Source organism: Streptomyces racemochromogenes, assembly GCF_044129415.1.
GTDB lineage: Bacteria > Actinomycetota > Actinomycetes > Streptomycetales > Streptomycetaceae > Streptomyces > Streptomyces racemochromogenes_A.
The window spans coordinates 1-18,787 of record NZ_JBBDHD010000127.1; the positions used below are offsets into that span (position 1 = coordinate 1).

Genomic DNA, 18,787 nt, shown 5'->3' on the forward strand with positions numbered 1-18,787 from the left:
CCCCACCAGAACAAATATATTTATAAAGATAACCTTATTAAGATATTGAGGTTTGGTTCTCTTGTTGATGATAAGGCCCCCCCCCCCCCCCCCCCCCCCCCCCCCCCCCCCCCGACCCCGGCCGGGACCACCCGCGGGTCGCCGCCGCGCCCGACGAACCCGGGCCGCCCGTAACGGGGCCCGGGGCCGCCGGGCCGGCCGGTGCCGGGGCGCGAGAGCCCCTCCCCGCCCCGGTGGCGGCCCTCCGGCCGCGCGGCCCCGGTGGCGGGGGGACCCGTACCGCTCGGCCCTCCGCACCGGCCCCCGCCGGCCCGGTGACCGAACTGCCGCGCCGGGTGCGCCAGGCCAGCCTGGTCCCGCAGCTGCGCGAGGTCCCCGCCGCGCAGGCCCCGGCGGGAGAGCGGCCCCCCGAGGAGCTCCCGGGCCGGAGCCCGGAGCAGGCGCGGGACCGGATGGCGGCCTACCGGGCCGGCTGGGCGCGCGGCTCCCAGGACGAATCCCCCCACGCAGGCAGCGAAGGAGAAGCGTGATGATCGAACACCACAGACCCGGCTCCGTCCCCGGCTCCGAAGGAGTCCGCCGGACCGGCGAACTGGACTGGCTGCTCGACGACCTGGTGGTACGCGTCCGCGAGGTCCGGCACGCGGTGGTCCTGTCCGGCGACGGACTGCCGGTCGGCTCCTCCACGGCGTTGAGCAGGGAGGACGCCGAGCACCTGGCCGCCGTGGCCTCCGGTTTCCACAGCCTCGCCAAGGGCGCGGGCCGGCATTTCCACGCCGGGGGCGTGCGCCAGACCATGGTCGAGATGGACGAGGGGTTCCTCTTCGTCGCGGCCGCCGGGGAGGGCTCCTGCCTGGCCGTCCTCAGTACGGCCGGCGCGGACATCGGCCTGATCGCCTACGAGATGGCCCGGCTGGTCAAGCGGGTCGGCGAACACCTGCACACCCCGCCGCGGTTCGCGGCCCACCACCCGCCGGCCGCCGGGTGAGGACGGCGGCCCGGCAGGCGGAGGGCAGGCCCGACGGGCCGGTGGGCGGGCGGTGGTACGACGCCGACGCCGGCCCGCTCGTCCGCCCGTACGCCATGACCGGAGGGCGTACGGAACCGGCGGCCCACGGGGTCCGCTTCGACCTGATCGCCCTGGTCCTGGTCGACGACGCCGGTGGCGGCGCGGCGGACGGGGCCCTGCTGGGGCCCGAACACCGGGCCCTGCTGGAGCTCTGCCGCGGCGAGTTCCGCTCGGTCGCGGAGCTCGCCGCCGGAACGGACCTCCCGGTGGGCGTGGTGCGGGTGCTGCTGGGGGACCTGCTGGAGGCGGGGCACGTACGGGTCAGACGTCCGGTACCGCCCGCCCGGCTGCCGGAACTGCGGATTCTGCGGGAAGTCATCGAGGGATTGCGAGCACTGTGATGGGACTGTACGACGACGGACCGGCCGAGACGGGGGGCCCGGGGAGCGACGCGGAACTGGCCGCGCTCGCGCTCAAGATCCTCGTGGCGGGCGGGTTCGGCGTGGGCAAGACCACGCTGGTCGGCGCGGTCAGCGAGATCCGTCCGCTGCGGACGGAGGAGGTGCTGAGCGAGGCGGGCGAGCTGGTCGACGACACCGACGGGGTCGAGCGGAAGACCACGACCACCGTGGCCATGGACTTCGGGCGGATCACCATTCGCTCCGGGCTCTCCCTGTACCTGTTCGGGACGCCCGGCCAGGACCGCTTCTGGTTCCTGTGGGACGAGCTCGCGCAGGGCGCGCTGGGGGCGGTGGTGCTCGCCGACACCCGCCGGCTGGAGGACTGCTTCCCGGCGGTGGACTACTTCGAGCACCGGCGGATCCCCTTCGTGGTCGCGGTCAACTGCTTCGCGGGGGCCGGGCGTTACGGGGCGAACGAGGTGGCGCGGGCGCTGGACCTGGAGCAGGGGACGCCGGTGGTGCTGTGCGACGCGCGGGACAGGGACTCCGGGAAGGAAGTGCTGATCCGGCTGGTCGAGTACGCGGGGCGGGTGCACACCGCGCGGCTGCTGGACTCGGTGGGCCCGCAGGCCGGTTCGGTGTGAGGGGCCGGATTCCGCCTCTTGACGGTGGTGTCGCCGGGCGTGGACGCGTGGTGGCCACCGCCGGGAACGGACCGGATGGGCGCGATGTGCGCGCTTCGTCCTTTTGGGTGGGGACGGCCGTCCGGCGCGGGCGGAGCAGGGGTGGGGTGCGCGAGGGGCCCCGCCATTCCTCTTGAGTCATCTTGTGTGCCATGCGTCCCTGCTCCTTGCCGGAAAGCCCCTGCTGGGGAAGGCTTGCGGCACGACCACGCGGGGAGGGCGCGGCCACGTCGGCCGGGTCAACGGGGAGGGGCTGGAAATGGCACTGGACAAGCAGCTCGACTGGTTGCTGGACGACCTGACGCGCAGGGTCCCGCAGGTCCGCCATGCGGTGGTGCTGTCGAACGACGGGCTGGTGACGGCGGCCAGCGCGGGCCTGGCGCGGGAGGACGCCGAGCACCTCGCCGCCGTCGCGGCGGGGCTCCAGAGTCTGGCGAAGGGCTCCGGGCGGCACTTCAGGGCCGGAGAGGTGCGCCAGACGATGGTCGAGTACGACGAGGGCTTCCTGTTCGTGGTCGCGGCCGGCTCGGGCAGCAGCCTCTGCGCGCTGAGCGCCGCCGAGGCGGACATCGTGCAGGTCGCGTACGAGATGACGCTGCTGGTCAACCGGGTGGGGGAACACCTGGGCGTCGCCGAGCGGCGGATCACCGGGGGCTAGCGGACCCCGGGTTATCCACAGGTCGGGCGCGATGTCGTGGCGTTCGGTTACGGTCTTCACACAGAGTGATCACCAGGGGTGGTCGCCGGACGTGGGGGAGATCGTGATGAACGTGGAACGGGGCGCGTGTGTGTCCGCCGGGACGGCTCTACGGGAGGACGCGCGGCCGCAGGTGCTGCTCGGCGGGGTCCGGGCGGCGGCGGAACTGGGGCTGGGGCGGGGGGAGTTCGCCCGGGCCGTCCAGCTGGGCCTGGTGCGCCGGGGTCCCCGTGCGCCGGGCGGCGCCGCCCGCTTCACCCGGACCGAGCTGGAACGGGTCAAGGCGGAGCGGGGATTCCCCGAGGCGCTGCGTGCGCGGGTCGAGACCGTGGCCGGCGCGGACCACGGGGCGCGGGTGCTGGGCACCGGGCCGACCCGGTTCACCCGGCTCGCCCGCTGCGGGCGCCTGAGCCCCGTCGGCTACCGGGTCAACCGCTACCGGGCCCTCGTCTGGCTCTACCTGGCGGCGGAGCTGCGGGAGTTCGCCACCCGGGAGCCGGGGCTGCTGAGGGGGGCGGCACCTCCCGGGGACCGGGAGCTGATGGCGGCGGGGGTGGACCTGCGCCCGAGCCGGTGGCGGGAGCGGCACGTGGGACTGCTGCTGGGGCGTGCCGCGGGCCCCTGGGAGCGTGCGGCCGTGCTGGCCTCCGTCCTCCCGGACGAGGAGGTGCTGGCCGCCGTCCCCGATCCGGCGGAGCGGATCGTGCTCGCCGCGCTCGCCCCGCCCCCGCCCTACGGCCACCCACAGGTCCCGGCGGCCGCGGCGGTGGCCCGCCCGCTGCTGGTCGCCCAGCCGCCGGAGGAGACCGGCCGCTACCGCGCCGGTCTGGAGCTCGCCCTGGCCGGGGCGCGGGATCAGTCGAACTCGACGGGGGAGAGGGGGCCGACGTAGACCCAGGCGCCGCCCTCGCGGGAGAAGGAGCTGTGCTCGTGCAGCGATCCGGTGTGGCCGCCCTCGCGGTAGTGGGCGCGGAACTCCACCGACCCCTCGGTCTCGAACATCCCGCCGCGCTCGGTGGAGAGGATCTCCAGCCGCTCCCAGCGCTGGTCCGGATCGAGGTCGAGCCGGCCCGGGCGGGTCGAGGGATGCCAGGAGCGCAGCAGGTAGGCGGTGTCGCCGACCGCGAAGGCGCTGAAGCGCGAACGCATCAGCAGCTCGGCGGTGGGCGCCTGCCGGGCACCGGAGTGGAAGCGGCCGCAGCAGTCCGGGTAGGCGGCGGGCAGCCCGCAGGGGCAGGGGAGGACCGGGGTGGTCATGGGAGCGCTCAGTTCTTCGGGACGGACGGAACGGGACCGGACGGACCCGGACCGGAGGGGACGGAGGAGGGCGGGCCCGGTGACCGGGCCCGCCGGGAGGACCGGGTGGTGGTCCGGGTCTACTGGGGGGACACGGCCGGGCGTGCCTTCTCGGCCGGGTACGGGCGGAAGAGCCCCTCCTGGACCACGGAGACCAGCAGCCGGCCCTCCAGGTCGTAGATGCGGCCGCGGGCCAGACCACGGCCGCCGTGGGCGATGGGCGACTCCTGGTCGTACAGGAACCACTCGTCCGCCCGGAACGGCCGGTGGAACCACATCGCGTGGTCCAGGGAGGCCATGTCGAAACCGCGCATGCCCCACAGCGGCTCCACGGGGATGCGCACGGCGTCGAGGAGGGTCATGTCACTGGCGTAGGTGAGGGCGCAGGTGTGCACGAGCGGGTCGTCGCCCAGCGGGCCGACCGCCCGCATCCACACCGCGCTGCGCGGATCGGCGTCCTTGAGCTCCTCGGGGGTCCAGCGGAGCCGGTCCACGTACCGGATGTCGAAGGGCTGGCGGCGGGCCATCCGCTCCAGGGCCTCGGGCAGTGCGCCCAGGTGCTCGCGGATCTCGTCCACGACCTTCGGGAGGGCGTCCGGGTGGGGGAAGTCGAGGCGGGGAGGCAGCTGGTGCTCGATGCTGCCCTCCTCCGGGTGATGGAAGGAGGCGGTCAGATTGAAGATGGTCTTGCCCTGCTGGACGGCGGTGACCCGGCGCGTGGTGAAGGAGCGCCCGTCACGCACCCGTTCCACCTGGTACACGATGGGTACGCCGGGGATCCCCGGGCGCAGGAAGTACGCGTGGAGTGAGTGCACCGGGCGGTCGCTCTCGGTGGTCCGGCCGGCCGCCACCAGCGCCTGGCCGGCGACCTGTCCGCCGAACACGCGCTGGAGGGACTCCTGGGGGCTGGCCCCCCGGAAGATGTTGACCTCGATCTGCTCCAGGTCGAGCAGGTCGACCAGTCTCTCGGCGGGGTTGGTCATCGCGGGTTCTCCACTGTCGGGTCCGGGGGGGCCAACGGGTCCGGCGGGCCGGGCGGGTCCGCCCGGCCGGGCGGCTTGCGGGTCGGGGCCTCCCCCCGACGGCGTCCGGGGGAGCTCAGAGCGCGCCGAGCTCGCCGACCGAGGTGACCCGGATGACGGCCCGGCCCTCCTCGTCGGACGCGGCGAGGTCCACCTCCGCGCTGATGCCCCAGCCATGGTCGCCGTTCGGGTCGGCGAACGTCTGGCGGACGCGCCACAGCCCGTGCGCCGGGTCCTCCTCGATCTGCAGCAGCTTGGGGCCGCGCGCGTCGGGGCCGGTGCCCAGGTCGTCGTACTCGTCCCAGTAGGCGTCCATGGCCTCGCCCCAGGCGTCGGCGTCCCAGCCGGAGTCGGCGTCCAGCTCGCCCAGCTGGTCGACGTGGTCCAGGGCCGCCAGCTCCACCCGGCGGAACATCGCGTTGCGGACCAGGACGCGGAAGGCGCGGGCGTTGGCCGTGACCGGCTTGACCTGGTCGGCCTTCTCCTGGGCCTGCTCCGCGGTCTCCACCTCCGGGTTCGCCAGCTGCTCCCACTCGTCGAGCAGGCTGGAGTCGACCTGGCGCACCAGCTCGCCCAGCCAGGCGATCAGGTCCTCCAGGTCCTCGGACTTCAGGTCGTCGGGGATGGTGTGGTCGAGGGCCTTGTACGCGCTCGCCAGGTAGCGCAGCACGATGCCCTCGGTGCGGGCCAGCTCGTAGAAGGAGGTGAACTCCGTGAAGGTCATCGCCCGCTCGTACATGTCGCGGATGATCGACTTCGGCGAGACGGGGTGGTCGCGGACCCACGGGTGGCTCTTGCTGTACACGTCGTAGGCGTGGACCAGCAGCTCTTCCAGGGGCTTGGGATAGGTGACCTCCTGGAGCCGCTCCATCCGCTCCTCGTACTCGATCCCGTCGGCCTTCATCGCGCCGACCGCGATGCCGCGCTCCTTGTTCTGCTGGGCGGCCAGGATCTGGCGCGGGTCGTCCAGGGTGGACTCCACGACCGAGACCATGTCGAGCGCGTAGGACGGGGACTCGGGGTCCAGCAGGTCGAAGGAGGCCAGCGCGAAGGTGGACAGCGGCTGATTCAGCGCGAAGTCCTGCTGGAGGTCGACCGTGAGCCGGATGGTGCGGCCCTCGGCGTCCGGGGTGTCGAGCTTCTCCACGACGCCGCCGTCCAGCAGCGACCGGTAGATCGCGATGGCCCGGCGGATGTGCCGCAGCTGGGCCTTGCGCGGCTCGTGGTTGTCCTCCAGGAGGCTGCGCATCGCCTTGAAGGCGTCGCCCGGCCGGGCGATCACCGACAGCAGCATGATGTTGGTGACCTTGAAGCGGGAGGTCAGCGGTTCCGGGTCGGCGGCGATCAGCTTCTCGAAGGTGGTGTCCGACCAGGCGACGAAGCCCTCGGGCGCCTTCTTGCGCACCACCTTGCGCCGCTTCTTCGGGTCGTCGCCGGCCTTCGCGAGGGCCTTCTCGTTCTCGATGACGTGCTCGGGCGCCTGCGCGACCACGAACCCGGCCGTGTCGAAGCCGGCGCGGCCCGCGCGTCCGGCGATCTGGTGGAACTCGCGGGCGCGCAGCGTGCGGACGCGGTTGCCGTCGTACTTGGTCAGCGCGGTGAACAGCACCGTGCGGATCGGGACGTTCACGCCGACGCCGAGGGTGTCGGTACCGCAGATCACCTTCAGCAGGCCGGCCTGGGCCAGCTTCTCGACCAGCCGCCGGTACTTCGGCAGCATGCCCGCGTGGTGCACGCCGATGCCGTGGCGGACGTACCGGGAGAGGTTCTGGCCGAACTTCGTGGTGAAGCGGAAGTTGCCGATCAGCTCCGCGATCTTGTCCTTCTCCTCGCGGGTGCACATGTTGATGCTCATCAGCGACTGCGCCCGCTCGACCGCCTGGGCCTGCGTGAAGTGCACGATGTAGACCGGCGCCTGCCGGGTCTCCAGCAGCTCGGTGATGGTGTCGGTGATCGGCGTGGTCACGTACTCGTAGGAGAGCGGGACGGGCCGGGTCGCCGAGCGGACCACGGAGGTGGGGCGGCCGGTGCGCCGGGTGAGGTCCTCCTCGAACCGCTTCACGTCGCCGAGGGTGGCCGACATCAGCACGAACTGGGCCTGCGGCAGCTCCAGCAGCGGGATCTGCCACGCCCAGCCGCGGTCCGGCTCCGCGTAGAAGTGGAACTCGTCCATCACGACCTGGCCGATGTCGGCGTACTTGCCGTCGCGCAGGGCGATGGAGGCCAGCACCTCGGCGGTGCAGCAGATCACCGGGGCGTCCGCGTTCACGGAGGCGTCGCCGGTCAGCATGCCGACGTTCTCGGTGCCGAAGATCTTGCAGAGGTCGAAGAACTTCTCCGACACCAGCGCCTTGATCGGGGCGGTGTAGAAGGTGACCTTGTCCTGGGCCAGGGCGGTGAAGTGCGCGCCCGCCGCGACGAGGCTCTTGCCGGAGCCGGTCGGGGTCGACAGGATCACGTTCGCCCCGGAGACGACCTCGATCAGCGCCTCCTCCTGCGCCGGGTACAGGGTGATGCCCCGCTCCTCCGCCCACGAGGAGAAAGCCTCGAAGAGGGCGTCGGGGTCGGCGGTCGGCGGGAGCTGATCAATGAGGGTCACGCCCCCATCTTGCCTGGCTTCCCGCCGGAAGAGGGAACCGGCGGACGGGAAGAAGATCATCGCGGGTACTCTGGGCCGCTGAGGCGGCCCGACCGAAGACGTCGACGGGGCCGCACCACGACAGGACCGGGGCGGGAAACGAGCATGATGGGTCCGGCGCACTCGCTGTCCGGGGCGGCGGCCTGGCTGGGGGTGGGCGCCGCGACCGCGGCCGCCGGACACCCGATGCCCTGGCCCGTACTGGTCGTCGGCGCGCTGATCTGCGCCGGCGCGGCACTCGCCCCCGACCTCGACCACAAGTCGGCGACGATCTCCCGGGCCTTCGGTCCGCTGTCCCGGGGCCTGTGCGAGGTGGTCGACAAGATCTCGTACGCCGTCTACAAGGCGACCCGCTCCCCGCGCGACGCCCGCCGCAGCGGCGGCCACCGCACCCTGACCCACACCTGGCTGTGGGCGGTCCTCATAGGCGCCGGCTCGTCCGCGCTCGCGGTGAGCTTCGACCGCTGGGGCGTCCTGGTGCTCCTCTTCGTCCACCTGGTGCTGGCCGTCGAGGGTCTGCTGTGGCGGGCGGCGCGGATGTCCAGCGACGTCCTGGTCTGGCTGCTCGGCGCGACCAGCGCCTGGATCCTGGCCGGCGTCCTCGACGAGCCGGGCAACGGCGCCGGCTGGCTGTTCACCGGCCCCGGGCAGGAGTACCTCTGGCTGGGCCTGCCGATCCTGCTCGGCGCCCTCGTCCACGACATCGGCGACGCGCTGACCGTCTCCGGCTGCCCGATCCTGTGGCCCCTCCCGGTCAAGGGCAAGCGCTGGTACCCCGTCGGCCCGCCGAAGGCGATGCGCTTCCGGGCCGGCAGCTGGGTGGAGCTGAAGGTCCTCATGCCGGTGTTCATGCTCCTGGGCGGCGTCGGCGGCGCCTCGGCACTGGGCTTCATCTAGCGCCCGGACCGGGGCGCCCGCCGGCCTCCGTCAGCCGTGCCAGGAGCGCCACAGGGCCGCGTACGCCCCGTCGGCGGCCACCAGCTCGTCGTGCGAGCCGAGTTCGCTGATCCGGCCGTCCTCGACCACCGCGATCACGTCCGCGTCGTGGGCCGTGTGCAGCCGGTGGGCGATCGCGATCACCGTCCGGCCGTCCAGCACCCGCGCCAGCGACCGCTCCAGCTGCCGGGCCGCCCGCGGATCGAGCAGCGAGGTCGCCTCGTCCAGGACCAGCGTGTGCGGGTCCGCCAGCACCAGCCGGGCCAGCGCGATCTGCTGCGCCTGCGCCGGGGTCAGCGCGCTGCCGCCGGAGCCCACCTCCGTGTCCAGCCCCGACTCCAGAGCGCGCGCCCAGCCGTCGGCGTCCACCGCGCCCAGCGCCGCCCACAGCTCCGCGTCCCCCGCGCCCGTCCGGGCCAGCCGCAGGTTGTCCCGCAGGGAGCCCGTGAACACGTGGTGCTCCTGGTTCACCAGGGCCACGTGCTCGCGCACCCGCTCCGCCGGCATCCGCGACAGCCGCGCCCCACCGAGCGTGACCTCCCCGGTCCGCGGCGCGTAGATGCCCGCCAGCAGCCGGCCCAGCGTCGACTTGCCCGCGCCCGAGGGGCCGACCAGCGCCATCCGGGTGCCCGGCGGCACGGACATCGACACCCGGTGCAGGACGTCCACGCCCTCCCGGTAGCCGAACCGGACCTCGTCCGCCCGGACGTCCCGGCCCTCCGGGGCCACCGCACGGTCACCCGCGGCCGGCTCGATCTCCCGCACCCCCACCAGCCGCGCCAGCGACACCTGGGCGACCTGGAGCTCGTCGTACCAGCGCAGGATCAGCCCGATCGGGTCGACCATCATCTGCGCCAGCAGCGCGCCCGTGGTCAGCCGGCCGACCGACATCCAGCCGCGCAGCACGCAGTACCCGCCGACCAGCAGCACCGCCCCGAGGATCGTCACATAGGTGGCGTTGACCACGGGGAAGAGCACCGTCCGCAGGAACAGGGTGTACCGCTCCCAGGCCGTCCACTGCCTGATCCGCCGCTCCGACAGTGCGATCCGCCGTCCGCCCAAGCGGTGCGCCTCGACCGTCCGCCCCGCGTCCACCGTCTCCGTCAGCGCCGCCGCGACCGCCGCGTACCCGGCCGCCTCCGAGCGGTACGCCGAGGGCGCCCGCCGGAAGTACCAGCGGCATCCGGCGACCAGCAGCGGCAGGGCCACCAGCGCCGCCAGGGCCAGCTGCGGCGCGGTGACCGCGAGCGCGCCGTACAGCAGCCCCGCCCAGACCACGCCGATGGCCAGCTGCGGAACCGCCTCCCGCATCGCGTTCGCCAGCCGGTCGACGTCGGTGGTGATCCGCGACAGCAGGTCGCCGGTACCGGCCCGCTCCAGGACGCCCGGGGGCAGGCCCACCGACCGCACCAGGAAGTCCTCCCGCAGGTCGGCCAGCATCTCCTCGCCGAGCATCGCCCCGCGCAGCCGCACCAGCCGCACGAAGCAGGTCTGGACGGCCAGCGCCACCGCGAACAGCATTGCCACGCGCCCCAGGTGGAGCTCGCTCGCCCCTGCCGAGAGCTCGTCCACCACCCGCCCCAGCAGGTACGGGCCGGCCATGGAGGCGGTCACCGCGACCGCGTTGACCACGACCAGCACCGTGAAGGCCCGCCGGTGCCGCCGCAGCAGGCCGCGCACATAGTCCCGGACGGTCGCCGACGTGCCCACGGGCAGGGTCGCGGCCGTCTCGGGGGCCGCCGGGTCTCCGTCGGGCGGCGCCACGCCGATCATGCGGATTCCTCGATCTCCGTGAGTTCCCCGGCGGGTCCGACGACCCGCCCCTGTTCCCCGTCCGTCTCCCGGGTGACCACCGCCCGGTAGCGGGGTTCCGCGCGCAGCAGCTCGCGGTGGGTGCCGGCCGCCACGGCCCGGCCCCCGTGCACCAGCACCACCCGGTCGGCGCGGTCCAGCAGCAGCGGCGAGGACGCCAGCACCACCGTGGTGCGTCCGGAGCGCAGGGCGGCCACCCCGTCGGCGATCCGCGCCTCGGTGTGCGCGTCCACCGCCGAGGTCGGCTCGTCCAGCACGAGCACCTCCGGGTCGGTGACCAGCGACCGGGCCAGCGCGAGACGCTGGCGCTGCCCGCCGGACAGGGACCGGCCGCGCTCGGTGATCCGGGCGTCCATCGCGTCGTCCACCCCGTCGGGGGCGGCCTGGAGCAGCGCGTCCAGGACGTCCCCGCACTGCGCCGCCCCCAGCGCGGCCGCGGCGGTGACGGTGCCCGACGCCGGTACGTCGAACAGCTCGCGCAGGGTCCCGGACAGCAGCACCGGCTCCTTGTCCTGGACGAGGACCAGGGCGCGCGCCGTGTCCAGCGCGAGGCCGTCCAGCGCCACCCCGCCCAGCAGCACCGACGGCGGCGCGGCCCCCGGGCCGCCCGCGGCGTGCACGGCGTGGCCGCCCAGCCGTTCCGCCAGCCGGCCCGCCAGGTCCGGGTCCCCGCACACGACCGCCGTGAACCGCCCGGCCGGGGCCAGCAGCCCCGTCTCGGGGTCGTACAGGTCCCCACCCGGAGCCGGAGCCTCCACCGGCTCGGCGGCGGCGGGATCCGCCCCGCCGTCCGTGCGCGTCAGGGACAGCACCCGGGCAGCCCGCTGCGCGGAGGGCCGGGAGAAGGAGTAGGCCATGGCGATCTCCTCGACGTGCCGCAACGGGTACAGCATGGTCGCCACCGCGCTGAAGGCGGCGACGAGTTCGCCGACCGACAGCCGTCCGTCCGCGACGAGCACGGAGCCGTACCAGACCACCGTGACCATCAGCGCGCCCGGCAGCAGCACCTGCACCGCGGCGATCAGCGCCCACAGCCGGGCGCTGTGGACGGCGGCCTCGCGGACCTCCTGCGAGGCCGCCCGGTAGCGGTCGAGGAAGAGGTCCTCGCCGCCGATGCCGCGCAGCACCCGCAGGCCCGCCACCGTGTCGGAGGCCAGCTCGGTGGCCCTGCCGGCCTTCTCGCGCTGGACGTCGGCGCGCCGGGTGGCCCGCGGCAGCAGCGGCAGCACGGACAGCGCGAGCACCGGCACGCCCGCCGCGACGACCACGCCGATCGCGGGCGCGTAGAACAACAGTCCGACGCAGATGGCGACGACGGAGAAGGCGGCGGCGAGGAAGCGGGAGACCGCCTCGACGAACCAGCCGATCTTCTCCACGTCCCCCGTGGACACCGCCACCACTTCCCCCGCCGCGACCCGCCGGGTCAGGGCCGAGCCCAGCTCGGAGGTCTTGCGGGCGAGCAGCTGCTGCACCCGTGCCGCGGCGGTGATCCAGTTGGTGACGGCCGTGCGGTGGAGCATGGCGTCGCCGGTCGCGATGGCGGCGCCGACCAGCAGCAGGAGCCCGCCCACCAGCAGCAGCCGTCCGCCGTCGCGGTCGACGGCGGCCTCGACGCCCAGGCCCACCGCGTACGGCAGCCCGGCGATACCGCAGAAGTGCACCAGCCCCCAGGCCAGGCTCCGGGCCTGGCCGCCGAGTTGGCCCCGGCCCAGCCACCACAGGAATCGCGGGCCGGAGCGGGCGTCGGGTACTCCGGGATCCGCATACGGAAGGTCGCTGATCTGCATGGCGCCCCATCACGGCTCGGTGAGTGCAAACCACGCAAGGTTCGCCTTCCGGTCGCGGCCCCGGCAATCGATTTTCCGGCAGGGGGGAGCCGCCCCGCGCGCACCCGGGAAGCACCGGGGCGTGCGGTCCGCGGGGCGTGAGCGGGGCGCGCGCAACGGTTCAGGGCCGGGTGGCGCGCTCCAGTTCGAGCAGTACGGAGGCGTACGGGTGGCCGGTGGCCCGTTCCATGCCGACCTCGCACATCCGGTTCGCCGACAGGTACGCGTCGAACGGCCGCGCCGCCACCTCCTCCGCCTCCCGCCGCGTCGCCGAGGCCGTCAGCTCCGGGTGCAGCATCCCCCGGTCGCCCGCGAAGGCGCAGCAGCCCGCGTCGTCGGGGACGACCACCTCGTCCGCGCAGGCCGCGGCCACGGTACGCAGCTGCTCGACGTCTCCCAGGTGCCGCATCGAGCAGGTGGGGTGGAGGACCGCCGAACCGGTCGTGCGCCGGACCTCCAGGTGCGCCAGCAGCTCCTCGGCGGCCCAGACCACGGAGTCCACGATCCGCAGCTCCGCGTGCAGGGCCCGGTTGTCCTCGCTGAGGTACGGGACCACCTCGCGGGCCAGTCCCAGGGCGCAGGAGGACGCGTCCACCACCAGCGGCAGCCGGCCCCCGGCGGTCCAGCCCCAGGCGGCCTCCGTGATCCGGTTCGCCATCAGGCGGTTGCCGTCCCCGTACCCCTTGGAGTGCCAGATCGTCGCGCAGCAGGTGCCGCGCACGTCGCCGGGGATCCACACCGGCCTGCCCGCCCGCTCCGCCAGGGCCACCACCGCCTCCGGCAGGGATGGGCCGGACCGGCCCGCGGGACCGGCGAAGATCCTGTTGACGCAGGCCGGGTAGTACACGGCGGCCGCGCCCGCCCGCCGGGTCGGGGGCAGCCGGCGCGCGGCGGCCCCCGGGAGCCGCGGCAGCCACTGCGGCACCAGGTCGGGGCGCACGGCCCTGCGGGCGGCCCGCGTGACGGCGGCCGGCAGCCGGTCCCCGACCCGCCCCGCGGCGGCCACGGCCAGCCGGGCGGCGGCCTCCACGGCGGCGAACCGCTCGGCGGCGAAAGCGGCGGCGCGCTCCTCGGCCGGGCCGTGCCGACGGTGGCGGAACTCCCGCATCAGGGCGCCGGTGTCGATGCCGACGGGGCAGGCGAGCGCGCAGGTGGAGTCGCCGGCGCAGGTGTCGACGGCGTCGTGGCCGTAGGCGTCGAGCAGCCGGGCGAGGACGGGGGAGCCGGGTGCCTGGCGCGTCATCTCCCGGCGCAGCGCGATCCGCTGGCGCGGAGTGGTCGTCAGGTCCTGGCTGGGGCAGGTCGGTTCGCAGAACCCGCACTCGATGCAGGGGTCGGCCTCCGTCTCCACCCGGGGGATCGTCTTCAGGCCGCGCAGGTGCCCCCGCGGATCGCGGTCGAGGAGGATCCGCGGGGCGAGGATCCCCTGCGGGTCGATCAGCCGCTTGGTGCGCCACATGAGGTCGGTGGCCCGCGGCCCCCACTCCAGTTCCAGGAAGGGGGCCATGTTGCGGCCGGTGGAGTGCTCGGCCTTCAGCGAGCCGTCGAACCGCTCCACCGTGAGCCGGCAGAAGGCCTCCATGAAGGCCGCGTAACGGTCGACCTCCTCGGGCCGGGCGGCGTCGAAGGCCAGCAGGAAGTGCAGGTTGCCGTGGGCGGCGTGCCCGGCTACGGCCGCGTCGAAGCCGTGCTCCGCCTGGAGGGCCAGGAGCGCCTCGCAGGCCTCGGCCAGCCGGGACGGCGGTACGGCGAAGTCCTCCGTGATCAGGGTGGTTCCGGGCGGCCGGGCCCCGCCGACGGCGGTGACGAAGGCCTTGCGGGCCGTCCAGTGGCCGGCGATGACGGCCGGGTCGGAGGTGAAGGCGTTGGTGACGGAGGCGACCGGCGCGACCAGCTCCAGCGACGCCAGGACGGCGGCGGCCCGGCGCTCGTACGCGGCGCGTCCGGCGGCGTCCGGGGCGCGGAACTCCACCAGCAGCGCGGCCGTGTCCCGGGGCAGCCCGGCCCAGTCGGCGGGCACCCCCTCCACGCTGACCGAGGCGCGCAGGGTGTTTCCGTCCATCAGCTCCACCGCGAGGGCCCCGGCCTCGTTGAAGAGCGGGACCGCGGCGGCGGCCGCCGGGAGGGAGGGGAAGAACAGCAGGGCGCTGGTGAGCTCGCGGTCCAGGGGCAGGGTGTCGAAGACGACCTCGGCGATGAAGCCGAGGGTGCCCTCGGACCCGACCGTCAGGCCGCGCAGGATCTCGACGGGCGTGGTGCCGTCGAGGTAGGCGTCGAGCCGGTAGCCGGTGGTGTTCTTGATCTCGTACTTGGCCCGGATCCGCGCGACGAGGGCGGGGTCGGCCTCGATCTCCCGCTTGAGCTCCATCAGCCCCCGGCACAGGGCCGGCTCGGCGCGGGCCAGCTCCTCGTCGGCGAGCGGGTCGGCGGTGTCCACGACGGTGCCGGTCGGCAGGACGAGGGTGAGGGAGGACAGGGTGCGGTACGCGTTCCTCGCGGTGCCCGCCGTCATGCCGGAGGAGTTGTTGGCGACCACCCCGCCCAGGGTGCAGGCGACGGCGCTGGCCGGGTCGGGGCCCAGGACCCGGCCGTGGCGGGCGAGGGCGGCGTTGGCCCGGAAGACGGTGGTGCCGGGCCGGATCCGGGCGCGGCGGCCCCCGTCGAGGACCTCGACGCCCCGCCAGTGGCGGCGCACGTCGACCAGGATGTCCTCGCCCTGGGCCTGGCCGTTGAGCGAGGTCCCGGCGGCGCGGAAGACGACCTCGCGCTGCCTGCCGTGGGCGTAGGAGAGGACCGCGGAGATGTCGTCGACGTCCTCGGCGACCACCACGACCTGCGGGACGAACCGGTACGGCGAGGCGTCGGTGGCGTAGCGGACCAGGTCGGAGACCCTCCACAGCACCTTCTCCGGCCCGAGCAGGGCGGCCAGTTCCTCGCGCAGGGTCCGGGGGGTGCCGGAGGCCGTCCGGTCGGGTACCCGGTCGGGCGCGGGCGCGCCGGCCCGCCGCGGGCGCAGGGCGTCCGGATCCGGTTCGAACAGCGGCATGTGGCGACCCCTCGTCCGTCAGGGCGCCCGGCCCGCCGCCCCCGGAGCCCTTGTGAGGGACCGTTTCAGCAGCGGCGCTCCGCCGGGACGTCCGCGAGTGCGTTGAGCAGACCGCCGAGCACCTCGCGCTGTTCGGCGGTCAACGGAGCCAGGATCTCCTCTGCCGCGTCGGTCCGCGCGTTGCGCAGACGGCGCAGCGTGGCGCGTCCGGTCTCGGTGAGTTCGATCCGGATCACGCGCCGGTTCGCGGGGTCGGGCGCGCGGCGCACGCAGTCGGCCGCCTCCAGACCGTCCACCAGGGTCGTCACGGCACGCGGCACCACCTCAAGGCGTGTCGCCAGGTCGGCCATCCGGGGCGGCGTGCCGTCCGCGTAGTGCGCGACGATCCGCAGCAGCCGGCCCTGGGCCGGGGTGATCCCGAGCGGCTCCATGTGCCGTTTCTGGATCCGGTGGAGCCGGCGCGTGAGGCGCAGCAGCTGCTCGGCGAGGACGCCGTCGGCCGAATCGCGGGTGTCGGTTTCGGAACCGGTACTCATACTGGGAACAGTAGCAGGACCGGATTCATTGTGAGTATAGGTAACAATGAGCTAGGCTCAACGGAGTCCCCGGCGGAAGGAGGCCCATGCACAGCGACGAGCCGAAGTGGACCCCATCGAACGAAGCCCTCGACCCCAGCCGTCCGGCCCCCGCCGACCGGCCGCGCGAACTGCGCCGCATCCTCGGCCTGTTCCGGCCCTACCGCGGCCGCCTCGCCGTCGTCGGCGCCCTGGTCGGAGCCTCCTCACTGGTCGGCGTCGCCTCGCCGTTCCTGCTCAGGGAGATCCTGGACGTCGCCATCCCCCAGGGCCGGACCGGGCTGCTCAGCCTGCTGGCCCTCGGCATGATCCTCATCGCGGTCGTGACCAGCGTGTTCGGCGTGCTCCAGACGCTCATCTCCACCACGGTCGGCCAGCGCGTCATGCACGACCTGCGCACCGCCGTCTACGCCCGCCTCCAGCGGATGCCGCTGGCCTTCTTCACCCGCACCCGCACCGGCGAGGTGCAGTCCCGCATAGCCAACGACATCGGCGGCATGCAGGCCACCGTCACCTCGACGGCGACCTCGCTCGTGTCGAACCTGACCGCCGTCGTCGCCTCCGTCGTCGCGATGCTCGCGCTCGACTGGCGGCTCACCCTGGTCTCCCTGCTCCTGCTGCCCCTCTTCGTGTGGATCAGCCGCCGCGTCGGCCGCGAGCGCAAGAAGATCACCACGAAGCGGCAGAAGCAGATGGCCGCCATGGCCGCCACCGTCACCGAGTCCCTGTCGGTCAGCGGCATCCTGCTCGGCCGCACCATGGGCCGCTCCGAGTCCCTCACCGCGGCCTTCGCCGAGGAGTCGGAGAAGCTGGTCGGCCTGGAGGTGCGCTCCAGCATGGCCGGGCGCTGGCGGATGTCCACCATCGGCATCGTGATGGCGGCCATGCCCGCGCTCATCTACTGGGCGGCCGGCATCGCCCTCCAGGCGGGCGCCCCCTCCCTCTCCGTCGGCACCCTCGTCGCCTTCGTCACCCTCCAGCAGGGCCTGTTCCGGCCCGCCGTCAGCCTGCTGTCGACCGGCGTGCAGATCCAGACCTCGCTCGCCCTCTTCGCCCGGATCTTCGAGTACCTCGACCTGCCGGTGGACATCACCGAGCGCGAGGACCCGGTGCGGCTGGGCCGCGCCAAGGGCGAGATCCGCCTGGAGGACGTGCACTTCGCGTACGACGCCAAGGCCGGCCCCACCCTCACCGGCATCGACATCACCGTCCCGGCGGGCGGCTCCCTGGCCGTGGTCGGCCCGACCGGCTCCGGCAAGAGCACGCTCAGCTACCTGGTGCCCCGCCTCTACGACGTGACGGGCGGCCGGGTCGCCCTGGACGGGGTGGACGTACGCGACCTGGACTTCGACTCGCTCGCCCGTTCCATAGGCGTGGTCTCCCAGGAGACCTACCTCTTCCACGCCTCCGTCGCGGACAACCTGCGCTTCGCCAAGCCGGACGCCAGTGACGAGGAGATCGCCGACGCGGCCCGCGCCGCACAGATCCACGACCACATCGAGTCCCTGCCGGACGGGTACGACACCCTGGTCGGCGAGCGCGGCTACCGCTTCTCCGGGGGCGAGAAGCAGCGCCTGGCCATCGCGCGCACGATCCTGCGCGACCCGCCGGTGCTCATCCTGGACGAGGCCACCAGCGCCCTCGACACCCGCACCGAGCACGCCGTGCAGCGGGCCATCGACAACCTCTCCCGGGGCCGCACCACCATCACCATCGCGCACCGCCTGTCCACCGTCCGTGACGCCGACCAGATCGTGGTCCTGGACGACGGCCGCATAGCCGAACGCGGCACCCACGAGGAGCTGCTGGGGGCCGGCGGCCGCTATGCCGCGCTGGTCCGCAGGGACCGGGACGCCGCACAGGCCGCCCCCGCTCCGGTGAACGTGTGATCATGTGACCGGTAAGGGGTGTGGTGCCTGAAATCGGAACCTGTGGCCGTTAGCGTTCCGGTATGCCTCCCGCGTACCGGCCGCCGCAGCGCCATTCCCGGCTCACCCGCCGAGGCCGTCTGGTGCTCCTGTTCACCGCACTGCTCGGGATCGGACTGGGGGTGACGTTCCTGGCCCCGCTGCTGTCCCGCACGGAAGCGCCCGAGCAGCCGCGCCACCTGCTGATCCCCGAAGGCTGGCGCGCCGCACAGGTCTACGCCGCCATCGACAAGGAGCTCCGGCTCCCCGCCGGCAGCACCTCCTCGGCCGTCGCCACCGCCGGCCTGCCCCTGCCCGCCGAGGCGAAGGGCAACCCGGAGGGCTACCTGTTCCCGGCGACCTACCCGGTCACCTCGAAGTCCACCCCGGCCACCCTGCTGGCGACGATGGTGCGGACGGCGAACCAGAAGCTCGCGACCAAGGCGGTCGCCGACGGCGGCCGGGCGCACGGCATGACCCCGTACCAGACGGCCACCCTCGCCAGCATCATCGAAGCGGAGGCCGACAACCCGGCGGACATGGGCCGGGTCGCCCGCGTGGTCCACAACCGGCTCGCGCGGTCGATGCCGCTCCAGATGGACTCCACCCTCAACTACGCCCTCAACCGCACCAGTGTGGACACCAGGATCCGGGACACCCGCATCGACCACCCCTTCAACACCTACGAGAGGCAGGGACTGCCGCCCACGCCCATCGACAGCCCCGGCCTCCAGGCCATGGCGGCGGCGGTCGCGCCGACCCCCGGCGACTGGCTCTTCTTCGTCACCGTGAAGCCCGGTGACACCCGCTTCTCCGTCACCTACGAGGAACACCGCAGGCACGTCGCGGAGTTCAACCGGCTCCGCGCGGCGGCGTCCGGCACGCCCGCCGCTCCGCCGACCGGCCGGCCGGCCCCCGCCCAGGCCGGCCCCCCGGCCC

16 protein-coding genes are annotated in these 18,787 nt (G+C 73.9%); 9 read left to right on the forward strand and 7 right to left on the reverse strand.

The annotated features are described in order from the left end of the window. Nucleotides 1-314: 314 nt before the first annotated feature. From WDV06_RS30730 to WDV06_RS30755, 6 genes are all read left to right on the forward strand, one after another. The gene (locus WDV06_RS30730) at nucleotides 315-530 is read left to right on the forward strand and encodes a hypothetical protein (RefSeq protein WP_395513079.1); all 216 of its coding nucleotides are present in this window, start codon (nucleotides 315-317) and stop codon (nucleotides 528-530) included. After that, nucleotides 530-988 carry a roadblock/LC7 domain-containing protein gene (locus WDV06_RS30735; protein ID WP_395513080.1) on the forward strand — a complete coding sequence of 153 codons (459 nt, stop codon included), beginning with the start codon at nucleotides 530-532 and terminating at the stop codon, nucleotides 986-988. The genes WDV06_RS30730 and WDV06_RS30735 overlap by 1 nt, the downstream gene beginning before the upstream one ends. Continuing rightward, on the forward strand, nucleotides 985-1,410 hold the full coding sequence (locus WDV06_RS30740) for a DUF742 domain-containing protein (protein WP_395513081.1): 426 nt from the start codon (nucleotides 985-987) through the stop codon (nucleotides 1,408-1,410). The genes WDV06_RS30735 and WDV06_RS30740 overlap by 4 nt, the downstream gene beginning before the upstream one ends. Next, nucleotides 1,410-2,054: a GTP-binding protein gene (locus tag WDV06_RS30745; RefSeq protein WP_395513082.1), complete on the forward strand. Its 645-nt coding sequence runs from the start codon at nucleotides 1,410-1,412 to the stop codon at nucleotides 2,052-2,054. The genes WDV06_RS30740 and WDV06_RS30745 overlap by 1 nt, the downstream gene beginning before the upstream one ends. A 298-nt stretch (nucleotides 2,055-2,352) precedes the next feature. Then, nucleotides 2,353-2,751 carry a roadblock/LC7 domain-containing protein gene (locus tag WDV06_RS30750; protein WP_042809302.1) on the forward strand — a complete coding sequence of 133 codons (399 nt, stop codon included), beginning with the start codon at nucleotides 2,353-2,355 and terminating at the stop codon, nucleotides 2,749-2,751. A 106-nt stretch (nucleotides 2,752-2,857) separates the two neighbouring features. Further along, on the forward strand, nucleotides 2,858-3,682 hold the full coding sequence (locus WDV06_RS30755; RefSeq protein WP_395513083.1) for a DUF6397 family protein: 825 nt from the start codon (nucleotides 2,858-2,860) through the stop codon (nucleotides 3,680-3,682). Here WDV06_RS30755 and WDV06_RS30760 read toward each other — a convergent pair. The 3 genes from WDV06_RS30760 to WDV06_RS30770 form a co-directional block, all read right to left on the reverse strand. After that, nucleotides 3,646-4,047 (reverse strand): YchJ family protein, encoded by a 402-nt coding sequence (locus tag WDV06_RS30760; RefSeq protein WP_395513084.1) that lies wholly within the window; start codon nucleotides 4,045-4,047, stop codon nucleotides 3,646-3,648. The genes WDV06_RS30755 and WDV06_RS30760 overlap by 37 nt on opposite strands. 119 nt (nucleotides 4,048-4,166) lie before the next feature. Then, nucleotides 4,167-5,069 (reverse strand): acyl-CoA thioesterase, encoded by a 903-nt coding sequence (locus WDV06_RS30765; RefSeq protein ID WP_045950091.1) that lies wholly within the window; start codon nucleotides 5,067-5,069, stop codon nucleotides 4,167-4,169. A 115-nt stretch (nucleotides 5,070-5,184) separates the two neighbouring features. Further along, a complete protein-coding gene (locus WDV06_RS30770; RefSeq protein WP_395513085.1) occupies nucleotides 5,185-7,767 on the reverse strand; it encodes a DEAD/DEAH box helicase in 2,583 nt (860 codons plus the stop codon). A gap of 84 nt (nucleotides 7,768-7,851) precedes the next feature. Here WDV06_RS30770 and WDV06_RS30775 point away from each other — a divergent pair, with 84 nt between their 5' ends. Then, the gene (locus WDV06_RS30775; RefSeq protein WP_395513086.1) at nucleotides 7,852-8,643 is read left to right on the forward strand and encodes a metal-dependent hydrolase; all 792 of its coding nucleotides are present in this window, start codon (nucleotides 7,852-7,854) and stop codon (nucleotides 8,641-8,643) included. Nucleotides 8,644-8,673: 30 nt separating this feature from the next. Here WDV06_RS30775 and WDV06_RS30780 read toward each other — a convergent pair whose 3' ends face one another. From WDV06_RS30780 to WDV06_RS30795, 4 genes are all read right to left on the reverse strand, one after another. Next, on the reverse strand, nucleotides 8,674-10,455 hold the full coding sequence (locus tag WDV06_RS30780) for an ABC transporter ATP-binding protein (RefSeq protein ID WP_395513087.1): 1,782 nt from the start codon (nucleotides 10,453-10,455) through the stop codon (nucleotides 8,674-8,676). Beyond that, nucleotides 10,452-12,281, reverse strand: coding sequence for an ABC transporter transmembrane domain-containing protein (locus WDV06_RS30785; protein WP_395513088.1), 1,830 nt, complete (start codon nucleotides 12,279-12,281; stop codon nucleotides 10,452-10,454). Before WDV06_RS30785 ends, WDV06_RS30780 begins: the two co-directional genes overlap by 4 nt. A gap of 160 nt (nucleotides 12,282-12,441) precedes the next feature. Next, nucleotides 12,442-15,366, reverse strand: coding sequence for an FAD-binding and (Fe-S)-binding domain-containing protein (locus tag WDV06_RS30790; RefSeq protein ID WP_395513089.1), 2,925 nt, complete (start codon nucleotides 15,364-15,366; stop codon nucleotides 12,442-12,444). Between the two features lie 65 nt (nucleotides 15,367-15,431). Then, the gene (locus WDV06_RS30795) at nucleotides 15,432-15,902 is read right to left on the reverse strand and encodes a MarR family winged helix-turn-helix transcriptional regulator (RefSeq protein ID WP_395513090.1); all 471 of its coding nucleotides are present in this window, start codon (nucleotides 15,900-15,902) and stop codon (nucleotides 15,432-15,434) included. 86 nt (nucleotides 15,903-15,988) lie between these two features. On the opposite strand from WDV06_RS30795, the gene WDV06_RS30800 reads away from it, so the two are divergent. Together WDV06_RS30800 and mltG are read left to right on the forward strand one after the other, a co-directional pair. Further along, the gene (locus WDV06_RS30800) at nucleotides 15,989-17,830 is read left to right on the forward strand and encodes an ABC transporter ATP-binding protein (RefSeq protein WP_395513091.1); all 1,842 of its coding nucleotides are present in this window, start codon (nucleotides 15,989-15,991) and stop codon (nucleotides 17,828-17,830) included. Between the two features lie 62 nt (nucleotides 17,831-17,892). Beyond that, nucleotides 17,893-18,787, forward strand: an 895-nt coding sequence (mltG, locus tag WDV06_RS30805) for an endolytic transglycosylase MltG (RefSeq protein WP_395513092.1), incomplete at its 3' end; no start/stop codon positions are given.